The sequence below is a fragment of the Fodinicurvata halophila genome, from assembly GCF_042651425.1.
Lineage (GTDB): Bacteria > Pseudomonadota > Alphaproteobacteria > Kiloniellales > DSM-21159 > Fodinicurvata > Fodinicurvata halophila.
Genome location: NZ_JBHSCW010000001.1, coordinates 590568 through 606461 on the forward strand (window position 1 = coordinate 590568; position 15894 = coordinate 606461).

Sequence of the window (15894 nt, forward strand, 5' to 3'; positions counted from 1 at the left end):
CGCCAATCCGACGGGGAGATCCCGTCGAATGACGGAACCTCCCTGTCCGGGTTTCTTGATGACTGGCCCGTATGACCTCCCTGCTCAGGCGGTCCTCAGGCGGCTCGGACGTTCTTCAGGAAGTCGTCGACCCCCTTCTGCAGCTGCCCGGCGGTCTCGCCCAGCTGGCGGGCGCTGGAGAGCACCTGCTCGGCCGCCGAGCCACCCTCGGCCGCCGCCTGGCTGACCTGCTCGATGGCGCTGGAGACCTCGTTGGTGCCCTCGGCCGCCTGCTGGACGTTGCGGGTGATCTCGCCGGTCGCCGCGTCCTGCTCCTCCATCGAGGCCGCAATCGTGCTGGCGATCTCCTGGCTCTCGCGGATTCGAGCGCTGATCTTGCCGATAGCCTCGACGGTTTCGCTGGTAACCCCCTGCATCTCCGAGATCTGCTGTGAAATCTCCTCGGTGGCCTTGGCGGTCTGGTTGGCCAGGTTCTTGACTTCCGAGGCCACCACGGCAAAGCCCTTGCCGGCCTCGCCAGCCCGCGCCGCCTCGATGGTGGCGTTCAGTGCCAGCAGGTTCGTCTGCTCGGCAATGTCCTGGATCAGCTTCACCACGTCACCGATCTTCTCGGCCGAACCGGCCAGGACATTCACGGTCTCCGAGGTGCGATCGGCATCTTCCACGGCGGAATCGGCAGTCTTTGCGGATGTGGAGACCTGCTGGCTGATCTCGCGGATGGAGGCCGCCATCTCCTCGGCCGCCGTGGCGACCGTCTGCACGTTGGACGAGGCCTGGACCGACGAGGCCGAGACACTGGCCGCCTGGGAGTTGGTCTCCTCGGCCGAGGAGGTCATGGTCTGCGCCGCGGCCTCCAGCTCGTTGGCCATGGAGCCGATGGCCTGCACCATCTGGCCCACCGTCTCCTCGAAGCGGTCCGCCATGGCGTTCATGGCCTGCTGCTTCTCCTCCTCGGCACGCTGCTGCTGGGCTTCGGCCTCGGCCTCCATTTCCTTGTTGCGGATCAGGTTATCCTTGAAGACCTGGACCGACCCGGCCATCTGGCCGATCTCGTCACGCTGGCCGATCGCAGGGATCTCCACCGACAGGTCGCCCTCGGCCAGTGTGTCCATGGTGCCCGTCATCGCCTTGACCGGACGGGTGATGACCCGTGCGATCAGCCAGGCAACGATCAGTCCCAGGATGACCGCACCCACTGTCAGCGCCAGCGAGAGTTGCTCTGCAAGCGTGGACTGGGCCTCCGCCGCCTCGGCCACCTGGACTTGTTCCGCCTTGGCCATGTCACTTATGTCCGTGGCCAGGGCCATGTTCTCCTCTCCAAGTGCCGTCATCTCGGCAAACTGTTCGTTGATCCTGTCGAGCGTTTCCGCCAAGCGCGAAAAACCGTTCTCATAGCCCTGCAGCATGGAGATGGTGGATTCGATCCGCTCCGGCTGGCCCTGGACAAGAGTGGATTCGGCCAGTGTGCCCAGGCGGTCGCGCAGATCGGGCAGCAGCTCCAGCACCTCATCCCGATCGGCGGTATCCTCGCCCTGCAGATAGCGTGCAGCCACGGTGCGCAGCATCTGGAAGTCGTTGTTGACACCGGCAATGATCCCGATGTTGCGCAGGTTCTCGCCGGCAACCTCCTCTTCCTGCAACTCCGTGATGCTGGCACGTGCCTGCGCCCCCAGGGTGTTCAGGGTAGCCGCGATGATGGAATCCCGCTGCTTGCGCAGGCTGACGAAATATTCGAAGAGATCGCTGTAGCTCCGCTGGTTGCTCAGGATCTGCTGAACCTTTTCCTGGTTGGCCTCGGTCTGCATCGATCCCTGGGCCGCCTCGAAATCCTCCTGCACTTTCTGATCCGCGGCTCGAAAGGCCTCGACATCTGTGGTCTCACCAGAGTTCATGAAGCTTGTCACGGCCAGGCGCGCGCGGACGAGATCCGACTGTGCTTCCGCCGTCAGTTCGGCAATCTCTCCCTGTTGCGAATAGGCTTCCAGGCTGTCCGAACCCCGCTTCGAGCTCAGGAAGGAGATGGCGCCCAGCGCCGCCATCAGGACCAGGACGATGGTAAAGCCGGTAAAGATCTTCGTGCCGATCTTGAGGTTGGCAAAAAATCCGGAACGGGAGGCTGTCTTCTCACTCATGTTCTTTTGGCCTATTTCAGAAAGGGATAACTCAGCTTGAGAATGGCAAATGAAACCTTTTGAAATGGTTAAGTGCGGGAAGTTCCCCTAACGCGTGTGGCGCCGGGCCTGCGTCCGTCCTCTTTCGGGAAACGGATTCGCCCGCACATCGGCGATGAACGGAAAAGGGCCCCGCCGAACGGCAGGGCCCTCTCTTGGCTGCAAAGCACGCAGCGGCTGTGGCTATCCGCCCTTATGCGGCGCGGACGTTCTTCAGGAAGTCGTCGACCCCCTTCTGCAGCTGCCCGGCAGTCTCGCCCAGCTGACGTGCGCTGGAGAGCACCTGCTCGGCCGCCGAGCCACCCTCGGCCGCCGCCTGGCTGACCTGCTCGATGGCGCTGGAGACCTCGTTGGTGCCCTCGGCCGCCTGCTGGACGTTGCGGGTGATCTCGCCCGTCGCCGCGTCCTGCTCCTCCATCGCCGCAGCGATGGAACTGGCGATCTCCTGGCTCTCCCGGATCGTGGAACTGATCTTGCCGATGGCTTCCACCGTCTCGCTGGTCACACCCTGCATGCCGGAGATTTGCTGCGAGATCTCCTCGGTGGCCTTGGCGGTCTGGTTGGCCAGGTTCTTCACTTCCGAAGCCACCACAGCGAAGCCCTTGCCGGCCTCGCCGGCGCGCGCCGCCTCGATGGTGGCGTTCAGTGCCAGCAGGTTCGTCTGCTCGGCAATGTCCTGGATCAGCTTCACCACGTCACCGATCTTCTCGGCAGAGCTTGCCAGCACGTTCACGGTTTCAGAGGTGCGATCCGCGCCCTCGACAGCCTCGGTGGCCGTCTTCGAAGAAGTCGCGACCTGCTGACTGATCTCACGGATAGAGGCTGCCATCTCCTCGGCCGCCGTGGCGACGGTCTGCACGTTGGACGAGGCCTGGACCGACGAGGCCGAGACGCTCGCCGCCTGGGAGTTGGTCTCCTCGGCCGAGGAGGTCATGGTCTGCGCCGCGGCCTCCAGCTCGTTGGCCATGGAGCCGATGGCCTGCACCATCTGGCCCACCGTCTCCTCGAAACGGTCCGCCATGGCGTTCATGGCACGCTTCTGCTCCTCTTCGGCCTGACGCTTCTGAGCTTCGACCTCGGCTTCCATCTCCTTGTTGCGGATCATGTTGTCCTTGAAGACCTGGACCGCACCAGCCATCTGGCCGATCTCGTCACGCTGGCCAACCGCAGGGACCTCCACGGTCTCGTCGCCGCTCGCAAGGCGGTTCATGGCACCGGTCATGGACACCACCGGTCGGGTAATGGCACGCGCGATCAGCCAGGCCACCAGCAGGCCCAGGACGAGGGCGCCACCGGACAGGCCAAGGGAAAGCCGTTCGGCCATGGCAGCGGCGCTTTCGGCCTGGGCAGACGCCCTGTCCTGCTCCCTGGCCGCCACCTCACGGATGTTTCCGGAAAGAGAGATAACCTGCGCCCCCTGGTCCAGCATGGTGGCAACCGTGTCGTTCATCTGTGCGATTGTCGAACTGAGTTCGGAAAAGCCTTCCTGGTATTCGTCCATCAGGACAAGGGCCTTGCCGATTCGGTCCTCCTGGTTGGGAACGAGTGTCTGTTCGCTAAGGCTACTCAGGCGAGACTGCAGATCGGGCAGGCCGGCCGTCACCTCTTCGCGTGCGGCTGCATTCTGGTCCTGGAGATAACGCGCCGCGACAGCGCGCAGCATCTGAAAATCGTTGTTGATGTCGGCTGCAATCGCGATGTTGCGCAGGTTTTCGCCATTCAGTTCCGCTTCCTGGATGCTCGTGATCAGGGCGCGCGTTTCGGCCCCGATGTCGTTGATGATGTCGCTGGTCAGCTGCTCCCGCAGGCCTCGCAGTTCCACCAGACGCTCGAAGTTCCCGGTGTAGTTCTGCTGGAGATCCAGGATCCGGTCGACCGCATTCCGGCTTTCCTCCTTCGCCATCAACTCGCGGGCGCTGGTGAAATTCTGGCTCAGCGCGCGATCCGCTTCCTGGAAAGCCTCAATATACTCTTCCCCGCCTGAAGACAGGAAGGTGCTGGCGGAAAGGCGCGCGCGCAGCAGCTCTGCATCCGCCTGACCGCTCAACTCCGAGATCCTGCTTTCGTTGCTGTAGAGTGAGAGATTCTCGGAAGACTGGATGGAACTGTAATAGGCAGCTCCCCCCAGGATAAGCAGAAAGGCCAGAATTACTGCAAAGCCACTGAATATCTTCGAACTGACCTTCAAATTCTTGAAGGACACGGTGGGACGTCCTGTCGTCGTTGTCATCATTTGCCTGTTGGGAAAGAGAGGGTTAAAGATGGCTACTTCATGCACATTATTCCTTTTGAATTGGTTAAAAAGTCTGCATGAATATCTCGTATTCAGAATCTGCATGGTTTTTTTATTCAAAAAAACACCCTAAAAATCTGTATATAGCAAATACAGAATAGTCCTCTTCCTGGACAATCAATAAAAAGGACAGATGAATATTTAATCCTAAGTCCTTGAGAATCCTTTGATCCGCACATTCAACCAGTTACGCTTTCCGTGCTGCCAGGCCTCTTCATAGGTCGCCGAAGCGTCAGGGGAGAGCATTGCCCTTGGCTCAGGCAGCAGGCTCGCTACACTGAAGCGCAGTACTGCCTGTACGCAGCTCTTTCCGGTCTTGTCGGCTCCAACACCTTCGCAAGCATGCCGAGCGCAGCAACGCCCCTTTCCGGCCGAAAGGCCAGCAATTTGGGCTCAAGATAGGCAGCGACGTTTAGGTGTCGCTCAGCAATGAGCGGGAAACCGCTCTCGCATACTGTTCGGGGGCACTCATCATCGCTTCATGCCCTTGACCGGGCAATTCCTCGACGCGCACACGGGGCAGGACAGCAGCAAGCGCATCTGTGACGAAGAAGTCGCGCGGGCTTTCGGTGCCAACCTGAAGTATCACTGGCGTTTGAAGCTCACGAAAGTGCGCGGCGTCGAACATATAGCTGTGTCCCGCACGCAGATCGTGCAGCGATGGCGAAGCATTGGCCACGATCAATGGCCACAAATCCGTGGCGCGAAGCGCATCCAGTTCCTCAGCGGGTAAGAACAGAATATCGCGATGGAATGTCACCGCGAAGCCATCCCAGTCACCGTCCCGGGCCAGCTCCTCAAGTCGTGCCAGCACATCCTTCTTGATGATATGGGGCCAGGGCGGCTCATAGAGCACCAACCTGCGAGCCCCTTGCTCAGCCTCCGCTGCTGCCATGAGCGCAATATGCGCGCCATAGGAATGGCCGAGCAGAAATGCCGATTTGCCGATCGCCTTCAAAAGGGCCGCGACATCCTCGGCTTCCTCCTGGACACTATGCCCCTGGGTCGCGGTCGTTCCACCGCGGCCCCGCCTGGCCACCGAATATACAGTAAATTCACGCGCCAACACTGGCGCCACGAACTGCCAGTTCGTGATGTGATCCGTGAAACTGCCATGGACAAGCACCAGGGGCGGACCGCTTCCATATCTGTGGTAGCTGACCTCTAGGCCGGTTGGCGAGAGTATCTGCCCCACCTCGGCATCGTGAGGCATGTCGTCCTTTGAGGTGGGGGTCATGCTCGCCCTCCCCTCAGCATTTGGATCTGTCGTCGCTCCTCCTGCATGGCCTATCACCGGAACAGGTGGTCTGAGTTTCGCCCCGAGTGTACCGTTTGCGTTGCTCGATTCAACCGGGCTTCTAAACGACACCCTGGAGCAAAGCAAACACCAAGGACTTCGTGTGACACCTCTGAAGTGCGGCGGCCTGACTCTACATCGCCATAGCCCATCTCTTTATTCTGCGATAGTCCAAGTCACAAATTGAACCAGTCACAGAACTCATGATTGCCGCATCCATACCCTTCTGGAACTTGCATGGCTTTCGTGCAGGCAGGTCCTTCAATCCGGTCGTGTAACCATTGCCCTTGGCTCAAAGCGGTAGGCTCGCTACACCAAGGTCCCATGCTGTCCGCACGCGATCCTTCCCCATCTGATGACTCCCACGCCGCAGTCTCGGCCTTCACACTGGCCGAGCGTCTCAAGCTGCTGGCCTTCGGCTTCCTGCTGGCCTTCTTCTCCAGCTTCGGCCAGACCTTCTTCATCTCGCTGTTCAACGCCGACTTCCGCGCCGCCTTCGATCTCACCCACGGCGGCATCGGCACGGTCTATTCCATCGCCACGCTGGCCAGCGGGCTCTGCATGATCAAGCTGGGCGGCCAGCTCGACCGCATGCCCCTGCGTCGTTTTGTCGTGGGCACGCTGCTGGGCCTCGCGCTCGCCTGCCTTTTAACCTTCTCGGTGCAGAGCGTCATCATGCTGGGCATCGCGCTGTTCCTGCTGCGGCTCTGCGGCCAGGGGCTGATGGTCCATGCCGCCATCACCAGCATGGCCCGCCATTTCGAGCGCAGCCGCGGCAAGGCCATCGCCTTCGCCACCATGGGCAACCCGGCCGGCGAGGCCGTCTTCCCGCTCACCGTCGTACTGGTCACGGCGGCGGTCGGCTGGCGCACCACCTGGCTGCTGGCCGCGCTGTTCCTCATCTGCGTGCTGCTGCCCTTCGTGCTGTTCCTGCTGCATGGCGGGCGGGCCGGCAGTTTCCAGCCCCGGGGCGGGGCCAGCTTTCGCCTGGGCCCCTTCGTGCGCCAGCGGGCTTTCCTCATGATGCTGCCCGGCCTCATGGCCTCGGGCTTCATCAACACCGGCGTCTTCTTCCACCAGATCCACATCACCGAGGTGAAGGACTGGGAGCTGGCTTGGTTCGCCACCTGTTTCGTCGCCTTCGCCATCGCCTCGGTCTGCGCCACGCTTGTCTCGGGCGCCCTGATCGACCGGCTGACGGCGCGCCGCCTGATGCCCTTCTACCTGGTGCCGCTGGCCCTGGCCTGCCTGGTCATCTCCCTGGGGGATGCCCCCTGGATCGCCCTGGTCTACATGCTGCTGGCCGGCCTGACCGCCGGCTCCAACACCTCGGTCACCACCGCCATGTGGGCCGAGACCTACGGCACCGCCCAGCTGGGCTCCATCCGCGCCGTGGCCGCCGCCCTGATGGTCATCTCCACGGCACTCGCCCCCGGCCTGCTGGGCCTGCTGATCGATCTCGGCATCGGCGTCGACACCCTGCTGGCCGGGTGTTCCGCCTATTGCGTTCTTGGGATCGTGATGTATGGGCTGGTCTTCCGTCAGGATCTGACTGTTACACGAAAGGGGTAATCTTTAGTATCATAAGGCATTATTAATAAAAGTTTATTTCTTATATTTCGGATTCCGTGTATCTTCATTCTCCTTTCGAGAAATCGCATGAAGCGGCAGGGCAGCATTCTTGGGCCGCAATACACGCGTCTGGAAAGCCCGCGCCAAACACAGGGGACTTTTCGTGGATCTGCGTGAGTGGCTGCAGCGACTGGGACTGGAGCATTACGAAAACAGGTTCCAGGATCAGGAGGTCGATCTTTCAACCCTTCTGGAACTTGACGAAAACGACTTGAAGTCGCTGGGCCTTCCTCTTGGACCGCGCAAGAAACTGCTGAAAGCTCTTGCCAAACAAACTTCCGCAACCGTCTCTCAGCGTGAGAGCGGTCGCCCGGCGGCAGAAGAGGAAAGGAGTGCGGAGCGCCGACAGATCACGGTGCTGTTCTGTGATCTGGTCGGCTCCAGCACGCTGGCCAGTCGCCTTGATCCCGAGGACATGCGGCAATTGATCCAATATTACCATGAGGTCTGTGCAGACCTGATCGTACGCTGGGGTGGATACATCGCCAGCTACATGGGCGACGGCATCATGGCCTACTTCGGTTGGCCAAGGGTCCACGAGGACGATGGAGCGCGTGCCGTCCATGCCGCCCTGGAAATGACCGCCGCACTGAGGGAATTGGCCACCGATGAAGCCGACCCCCTGGAATGCCGCATCGGCATTGCGACAGGCCTTGTCGTGGTAGGAGAGGTCACACGCAACGGCAGGCTGGATGAGGCCGCCATTGGCGAAACCCCCAACCTCGCCGCACGACTGCAGGCTGTCGCGCACCCGGGTGCAGTGGTGATCAGCCCGCATACGCAACGGCTCTTGGGCGGTCTGTTCGAGCTGACCGACCTTGGGAACCATGAAATCAAGGGTTTCTCGCGCGACATACGCGTATGGGAAGTGGCTGGCGAGAGCAGCGTAGAAAGCCGCTTCCAGGCGCTGAGGGGCGTTTGTCCCACCCCCATGATTGGGCGTTCGGTGGAAATGGATTTACTGCTTGACCGCTGGCAACAAAGCAAAGGCGGCGAAGGCCAAGTTGTCCTGCTGACAGGGCTGCCCGGCCTTGGCAAGTCCCGCCTGATCCATGCGCTCCTCGATGCCCTGAGCGAGGAAAGTTACCAACATCTCCAATACCATTGCTCGCCTTACCACACCAACAGCGCACTCCACCCCGTCGTGGACGCCCTCAAACGGGCGTCCACGCTCAAGAGCGATGAGCCCAATGAGCTCAAGGTTGAGCGGCTCGAACAGCTGGCTCGCAGGACGCATGAGGACATTTCCCAGGCAGTCCCGTTACTGGCGTCCCTGCTCTCGGTTCCCTGCGAGCCCAAGTATGCACCCCTCAGTCTTTCGGCGGACGCGCAGAAAGCCTATACATTCGACCTGCTGATCGAACAGATCACCAACATGGCAGCGAAACAGCCCGTGCTTACGGTGCTGGAGGATGCACACTGGCTGGACCCCTCCTCAAGGGAACTCTTCAGCCAGATCGCCGATTGCATTCAGACCCTCCCGGTCCTGCTGCTGGTGACCTCGCGCAATCATGAACCGGGGCAGATCGGTGCGCATGCGCACCTGACGTCCCTCAGCCTCAACAGTCTCACCCGGCGTCAAGTTGCCGCCATGATCCGTGAAGTCAGCGGAAGCCAGGAATTACCACCGGAGATCGTCGATCACATCCAGGCCAAGACGGATGGCATCCCTTTGTTCATTGAGGAACTGACGAAGATGCTTCTGAAAACCGATGTCCTCAAGCCAACCAGGAACGGTTTCAGCGAAAGTACGGCGGATCGCCTGCATTTGATCCCCACGACCCTGCAGGATCTTCTCATGGCACGCCTCGAAAGCCTTCCGGATGCGAAGGAACTGGCGCAGGTCGGCGCCGTCATCGGCCGCGAATTCTCCTATGATTTCCTGTCCCGCCTGGCACCCTACAGCGGAACCCAGCTGCAGGAAGCCGCCTTTCACCTAATCGGCTCTGAGCTGGTGATCTCTCATGGCACCCCTCCGGAAGCGACGTTCCGCTTTCGGCACGCCTTTATCCAGGAAGCTGCCCATGAAAGCCTGCTGAAAAGCCGTCGCCGCGAGCTTCATGCCAAACTTGCCGACATCCTGATCACGCAGCACCGGGACTTGGCCAAGGAACAACCCGAAGTGATCGCGCAGCACCTCGTCGAAGGGGACCGGCCCGAAGAGGCGACCGAGTACTGGCGCAGGGCGGGCCTTCTGGCATCCCGACTCTCCTCGGCCAGCGAGGCCGCCGTCCATTTTCGCAAGGCGCTGGAACAGCTCCACCAGCTTCCGCCCAATGATGCCAGGGAAGAGATGGAACTGGAGTTGCTGACACTGCTCGGCTCCAGCCTGGTCAGCATAAAGGGCGCCGGTGCCGCCGAAGTGGCTTCCATTCACGAACGTGCCGCCGCCCTGTACAAGCGCCTCGAGCAACCGGCCAAGGCAACACCGATTCTCCAGGGCTTGCGCCTGCACTTCCAGGAACGTGCCGACCTGAAAACAGCAACGGCCATGGCCGCCGAACTGATGCTCGCCGCCAGCGAAACAACGGATCCCAGTACTCATCTCGAGGCCCATAGGGCTAAGGGCGTGGTCAGCTTCTTTGCCGGCGACTTTCAGCAGGCCTATGAGTTAACGTCAAGCGGGCTGGACAGCTATGAGGGACAGCTTCACGAAGATAGTCCCCGCTACGAGAATGATGCCCGCATGACCTGTGCCGCATATGCAGGGCGCGCCCTCTTCCGGCTTGGCTATGCCGACAGCGCAGTGGACTGGATGAAACGGGCGGTAACCTACGCGGAGGCCGCCTCCCATACCATGAGCTACGTCGAGGCCATGACCTGGAGCACGGAAATTGCCCTCTACCGAGGCGATTACGACACAGCCCTGAAGCATGCCGACACGAGTCTGGAGACTGCCAAACGCCATGGCCTGCCGCTGTGGACGGGATTGGCCGTCGCCATGGGCGGCAGTGCGTGCTTCTTCCTTGGAAACCGGGAGAACGGGATCGCCCGGCTGCGCGAAGGGGTCGCAAGGCTCGATGGCGACAATCAGAAACTGTTGATGTTTCACTGCTGGATCCTGCTGCTCCAGGCCCTGATTGCGGACGGACAGCTCGCCGAAGGCGCCGAACTGGCCGACCGGCTCGAAAGGGAAATGGGCGGCACGGGCGTCAGCTACCTGGATGCGCAACTGTCCCACCTTAGGGGCGAACTGTACTTGCGCGGAGATGAGCCGGATCCCGGCCTTGCGGAGAGCTACCTGGAAAAGGCGCTGGCCATTGCCCACAGGCAAGGCGCCCGTGCGCTCGAACTTCCAGCAAGACTGCGACTATCCGAGCTCTGGCTCCAGCAAGGGCAGTCACGCCGCGCCCGGCAGCTGCTCGAACCGCTCTATACCTCCTTCGACGAGGGCAAGGAGACGGAAATCATGGGACGTGCAGCACAGCAACTCATGCAGATGAGATGACGGAGACGCGCCGATCCCCTTTTCCGAGTTCGGAAAAGGGGGGACGAACAGACGGAGAGGAGGGCCCCATTCATGCGCGCTTCCACCCGATCGCTTTCACGGATTCTGCTGTTCAGCGACCTGCCGGGCGAGGCCCTTGATGCACTCGAGGAGAAGTGTCTCTGGCAGACTTTCAAGGCTGGGGAAGAGATCATCGGACAGCTTGAAAGCTCCAGAAACGTCTTCCTGATTGTCCGTGGAGTTGTCTCGGTTCTGGTTTTCAGCGCGGAGGGGCAACAGGTCACCTTCCGCGAGCTGCAGCAGGGCCAACAGTTTGGAGAATTCGCCGCCCTTGATGGTGCGCCCAGATCCGCCTCGGTGGTGGCCCGGACCGATTGCTGCCTGGCGCAGCTTTCCAGCGAGGATTTCCGGACGTTCGCTCATGAACACCCCATCATCATGGAACGCCTGTTGCAGCAGTTGATCGCTCTGGCGCGTCAACTTTCCGAACGTATCTTCGAGTTCTCGACCATGGCGGCGAGCAACCGCATCCGCGCCGAGCTGCTGCGTCTTTCCCAGGCGGCAGGCGTCACGGACAATCGATCCCTGATCACCAATGCCCCGACCCACGAGCAGATTGCCACCCGGGTGTCCACTCATCGTGAAGCCGTCTCACGCGAGCTTTCCGTGTTGAGGCAACGCGGCATCCTGGAACGCCGCAGCGGCAAGACCTTGGCCATACACGACGTGGACGCCTTGTCCCGACTGCTCCACGACACCATGGGTCCCCCCATTCGCATCTCGGAAAGCGGCTGACAGGAATATTCCGACAACTGTGAGGAAACTCACAGCATGCTGGGAGGGCAAGATGCGATGCTTGCTGCTCAAGAGTCATTGAGGACGGTTTCTTGAGAAGAGGAGGCATCGAGATGGCGGTTGCGGATAGTCACCCTAAGACCGGAAAAGCAGCAAATTTGAGCGCGCCGTGTCACTACGGCACTCGGACCGGCCTCCAGAAACTAGACCGGCATTTGCTCGAGGACATCGGTCTGTGTGAAGCCCAGATCGACAGACCCAAACTCCGCTACCAGGAACAGATGGACCTTTATAACCGCTCGAGACGCGTCTAACCGACTTTTCCCAGGAAACAACGACAATCATGGTCTTGCCCCATCAGGTCCTATGTACTGCGTGCTAGGGTTTTCCCAGAACTGCCTCTGCTCAAGCACCACACGCATCCTCGAAGTCGTATGGTGAAAGCGCTTGTGCCCAAGTACAGGCTGCTAAGGTCTGAACACCACCAGTAATTCACGACTGATTCAGGAGGTGGCCTCCCGAAAAAGGGGGCACCCTGATTCGCCTTCCTCAGGATGATAACCAGCTTTTTTCATGAATCGGTGTGAGAAAACTCACAGCTTAAGGCCCCAGTTGAATGCCATGCTTTTACTTCAAAAGCCATAAAGGTGCTTTTTTAGAAACGATAGAGATGGCGGGGGCGACGTTACCAGCCCTGCTTGAGTTCATCATCTGGCTGCGGTGCGAGACAATGGGACTTTTTCCTGTGCGCCCATTCCTGTGCCTCAAGGCGTTATCCGGTGTGGGGTTGGTTAGTCGGATTTGATCCCGATCTGCCCAGGCCCCTGACGATTGCCAGTCGGAGCGCTGATGAGCTGCCGCACGCCAGATGATGGCCTGCCTGGCAAGTTATCGGCCTGCTTACCTCCATCTGAACGGCAGGAAAGGGAAGACCTATGACTGACGAACCCTTCATCAACCCTGTTGACAGCCTGGCACAAAGCACATCCCGCCAGGGTCATAACTTCATCGAGATCGCAAAAGCTGCGCTGTGTCGCGGGCAAACCGCAGCCACGGCGCGCGTTCTCCGGAATTTCGATGACGCGGACCTGGAGAAGATCGGGCTGGATCGCAGAGACATCACCCGAGTCTCTCAAGAGATCGTTGCTTCGCGAAGGAAACTTTAGGAACCGCCTCCTCTACGAAGCGGTTCCTGTCAGGACTGTTTCCTCAGAACGCGGCCTGTTCTACCATCTGCTTCATGGCGTCGGGCATGGGCACGATCTCGAGGCCCTCGGGCTGCAAAAAATAACTCTCATACGGAGGGGGCGCTCCTGGCTGGCCGGGCGCCAACGCCTGACCTTGCGCATGGTCTGCTGGGTGGAGAACCTGGTGCGCCTGCTACCGCTTTCAGCATGTAGCCCAGTTGCTCGCGCTGCACTGGCATACCGTCAAGACCATCGATCACAGGTGCTTACAGCGCGAGGTCCGCGCTCTGGGTCAGTGAGGGAGGCGGTGCGGTCCTTCTTCGAATGGCTGGAGCCTGAATCCTGCGCCAGCTTCGAGACCGTGGAGATGGACATGAGCACGGCCCTGGATAAGAAAACCCGGGTGCACTGTCCAAAGGCCCACATTATCTAGAAACTCTCTCATGTCGTCGCGCAGTTCGTCCGTGAGGTCATCGATCGCGTCCGCTTCGACCAAGCCAATCAGCTACGCCACAACAAGCCGGCGCGCCAGGTCCATCAAACGCATGGCCTATGGATACCGCGACACAGATTACTTCTCCTTCAAAATCAAAGCCGCATTCCCCTCTAAAACGCGATGAACCAAAAAAGATCCTGAGGAGCGTCCGGTGTACGGGCTCAGGTGTGCCAACAGGGCTGGCTGAGAACTGCGACAATTATTTCGAACCTCGAAGGACGCCGTGCCCCATACACTCGCTTCTCAGCCGAAGATCGACGCGAGAACGTTTGTCGCCGCGCCACGCGTGCCCGGGATCAGCGTGTCGAACGCGCCGGCGGCACCCTCGACCATCGCCGAGACCATGTTTTCGGGGTTTAACGCCTCTGCCACCTGATCCGCGGCGGCTTCAGCGCGTTCCAGACCGGTAAGATCACCGCCGACTGCATCCGCCACACCTTGAATCGCGGAAGAGGTTGCATCCCACCCATCGCGCGCCTGGCCGACCTGCCCCGTGATGGCTCCGAACTGCGTGGCAAAGGGTTTGAGGTAGATTCCCTCTCCGGCAGCTCCGCCGATGTCATTGATGATCCCGGCGATTTCGGAGGCCGTCGCCTCCTCCCCTCGCATTTCGGCCACCTCCGCCGCAGCATTCAGACCGCCGAGGAAATCTCCGGTCGGGCCGAAGCCGCTTTCCGATCCGAACACGTCGTCGAGTTGCGTGGAGAGCCGCTGAAGCGAATCCAGGAAGTCGGCCAGCGCTCCGCTCTCTGCTCCGTCCTCAAGGGCCTCGGCCACGGCCTGGGGAGCGAAATGTCCGGCCTGATCCATCAACGCATCGCCGGCTCGGGCCAAGTAACGGTCCCTGTATACCGGGTGCTCGGCGGATGCGGCGCGGTCGAGGAGGCTTTCCACGTCGCGCTGCGCAAGCCGCTGACGCTCGCGCGCAAGGTCAATGGCGCCAAGCACGGGATCGTCCGAGGTCGCACCGGCTGCGACGATTGCCCCCTGAAGTTTGACGGCCGCCTGCCGCCGCATCTCAAAGTCCGGGTCGTCAGGTAAAGTGTCTGATATCTGTGTCACGTCCTCAGTAGCCTGTCGCCGCGCCTCGACCGGATCAACACCAGGGTCGGGGATGACATCGAGCCCCCCAATCCAGTGCCAGTCCGGCGCACGGCTCGCCGCGCGCGCCCTCTCGGCCGCCGCTTTGGTCGCTTCATAAGCAGCCCTGTCACCTTCACAGTCGTATATCGGGAGAAGGCAATTGGCTTCTTCCTCGTGGCGATCGAGCCACCAGGCCTTCTCCGCCATGGTCAGCACTTCGTCCTGGAAGCCCAGTTCGATGATCTGGTGGACACGGTCGAAATGCTCCATGGCCGGGACGAGTTCGGAAATGGCGTCGTCCACCGATACGTCGCCGTCCTCCACGGCGTCAGCCCATTTCTCCAAGTCTTCCTCGGCACGATGGTAGAAGGAGCTCGCCGCGTCCAAGTCGAGAAACAACCCGTTGTTGCCCCAGGGGTCCGTATATCGTCGTGCCCAGTCCACCCCAGCAGCCCGGAAGGCCGCATCCAGGGTTTCCGGCGCGTTATCGTAGCCGTAACGCTCGCTGAGTTCCTGTTGAGCCGCCTCGACCTTGTCGATATATGCGTAGATTGGGTCGGCCTCTTGAGCGGCGACACTCGTCGCCAGAAGCGAGAGACCGGTGACAAAGGACAACAAGGAAAGCGTCTGCACTATCTTTGCTTCCCGATCGCCTAAAGGTTGTTAAGTTTAACATACCCGCATCGCTCGCTGCAAATCTGCGGCGAGCGTCAAAGGCCTCCACACATGACGCCTCGAAGCATGGATGAACCAGACGCTAGAGAAACTTGGATTAGAACGCCGTGGTAGAGTGCATGTTACTGGTGAGATTTGTAATCCGCCCCGCCACCCTTAACGGCCTATCGAAAACATTACCGATCCATCGGGCCGCTCTGATCAGAACGGCGCCTCTTCGCCGGCCTGTTCCATCATCTGCTTCATGGCGTCGGGCATGGGCACGATCTCAAGGCCCTCGGGCGGCGAGAAATAACTCTCGTCCTGGGCGGTACGCTCCAGGTTGCGCAGCACGGCATGGCCCTGCTGGTGCTCGACCTCCATGGGAATGGAGTCCTCGGTCAGGCAGGTCTGCGAGCCCTGGATCTCCCAGATGGTACAGGTTTCGCCGTTGACCGTCTTGGTCTCGCCGGTGTTTTCGCCTTCCATCAGGCCCATGTCGTCGATCTGTCCCTGCAGGGCCTGATCGCCCATCTGGTCGCTCCAGATCGTCATCTCGCCGCTTCGCATATTGCGCAGCATGCCGCCGGAGGCGCCCTCGGACTGTCCCTCCACGCGCATGGTTTCAAGCTCGCTGGAATAGCGGACCTTCATGCCGCTGGACTCGGCACCCGGATCGGCCCACTCGCCCTCGAAGTCGGTTTCCGGCAGGGGCATGGTTTCGGCCATGGCGGCGGCCGGCGTTGCCAGGAGCAATACGCTCAATGACCAGGAGAGTACTTTCATGAAACTGTTCCCTTCGGCTCTTGAAGTCTGGGGGCTCTCTATCCGCTCGTCG

The 15894-nt window shown here is 60.7% G+C and carries 9 protein-coding genes; 4 read left to right on the plus strand and 5 right to left on the minus strand.

Going from position 1 to position 15894, the window contains the following annotated elements:
- Positions 1-95 precede the first annotated feature (95 nt).
- The 3 genes from ACFOW6_RS02755 to ACFOW6_RS02765 all read right to left on the minus strand — a co-directional run bounded on the left by ACFOW6_RS02755 (position 96) and on the right by ACFOW6_RS02765 (position 5701).
- A complete protein-coding gene (locus ACFOW6_RS02755; RefSeq protein WP_382420795.1) occupies positions 96-2132 on the minus strand; it encodes a HAMP domain-containing methyl-accepting chemotaxis protein in 2037 nt (678 codons plus the stop codon).
- Between the two features lie 232 nt (positions 2133-2364).
- A complete protein-coding gene (locus ACFOW6_RS02760; RefSeq protein ID WP_382420796.1) occupies positions 2365-4374 on the minus strand; it encodes a methyl-accepting chemotaxis protein in 2010 nt (669 codons plus the stop codon).
- Positions 4375-4876: 502 nt separating this feature from the next.
- Positions 4877-5701, minus strand: a complete 825-nt coding sequence (locus ACFOW6_RS02765; protein ID WP_382420797.1) for an alpha/beta fold hydrolase — start codon at positions 5699-5701, stop codon at positions 4877-4879.
- A 384-nt stretch (positions 5702-6085) separates the two neighbouring features.
- Here ACFOW6_RS02765 and ACFOW6_RS02770 point away from each other — a divergent pair, with 384 nt between their 5' ends.
- From ACFOW6_RS02770 to ACFOW6_RS02785, 4 genes are all read left to right on the plus strand, one after another.
- Positions 6086-7333, plus strand: a complete 1248-nt coding sequence (locus ACFOW6_RS02770) for an MFS transporter (RefSeq protein WP_382420798.1) — start codon at positions 6086-6088, stop codon at positions 7331-7333.
- A 163-nt stretch (positions 7334-7496) separates the two neighbouring features.
- Positions 7497-10841 (plus strand): adenylate/guanylate cyclase domain-containing protein, encoded by a 3345-nt coding sequence (locus ACFOW6_RS02775; protein ID WP_382420799.1) that lies wholly within the window; start codon positions 7497-7499, stop codon positions 10839-10841.
- A 72-nt stretch (positions 10842-10913) separates the two neighbouring features.
- Entirely contained in the window at positions 10914-11636 is a 723-nt protein-coding gene (locus ACFOW6_RS02780) for a Crp/Fnr family transcriptional regulator (protein ID WP_382420800.1), read from the plus strand.
- A gap of 935 nt (positions 11637-12571) precedes the next feature.
- Positions 12572-12802, plus strand: coding sequence for a hypothetical protein (locus tag ACFOW6_RS02785; protein ID WP_382420801.1), 231 nt, complete (start codon positions 12572-12574; stop codon positions 12800-12802).
- 760 nt (positions 12803-13562) lie between these two features.
- On the opposite strand, the gene ACFOW6_RS02790 is transcribed toward ACFOW6_RS02785, so the two are convergent.
- Positions 13563-15035, minus strand: coding sequence for a hypothetical protein (locus ACFOW6_RS02790; RefSeq protein ID WP_382420802.1), 1473 nt, complete (start codon positions 15033-15035; stop codon positions 13563-13565).
- 243 nt (positions 15036-15278) lie between these two features.
- Positions 15279-15842, minus strand: a complete 564-nt coding sequence (locus tag ACFOW6_RS02795) for a hypothetical protein (RefSeq protein ID WP_382420803.1) — start codon at positions 15840-15842, stop codon at positions 15279-15281.
- Positions 15843-15894 lie beyond the last annotated feature (52 nt).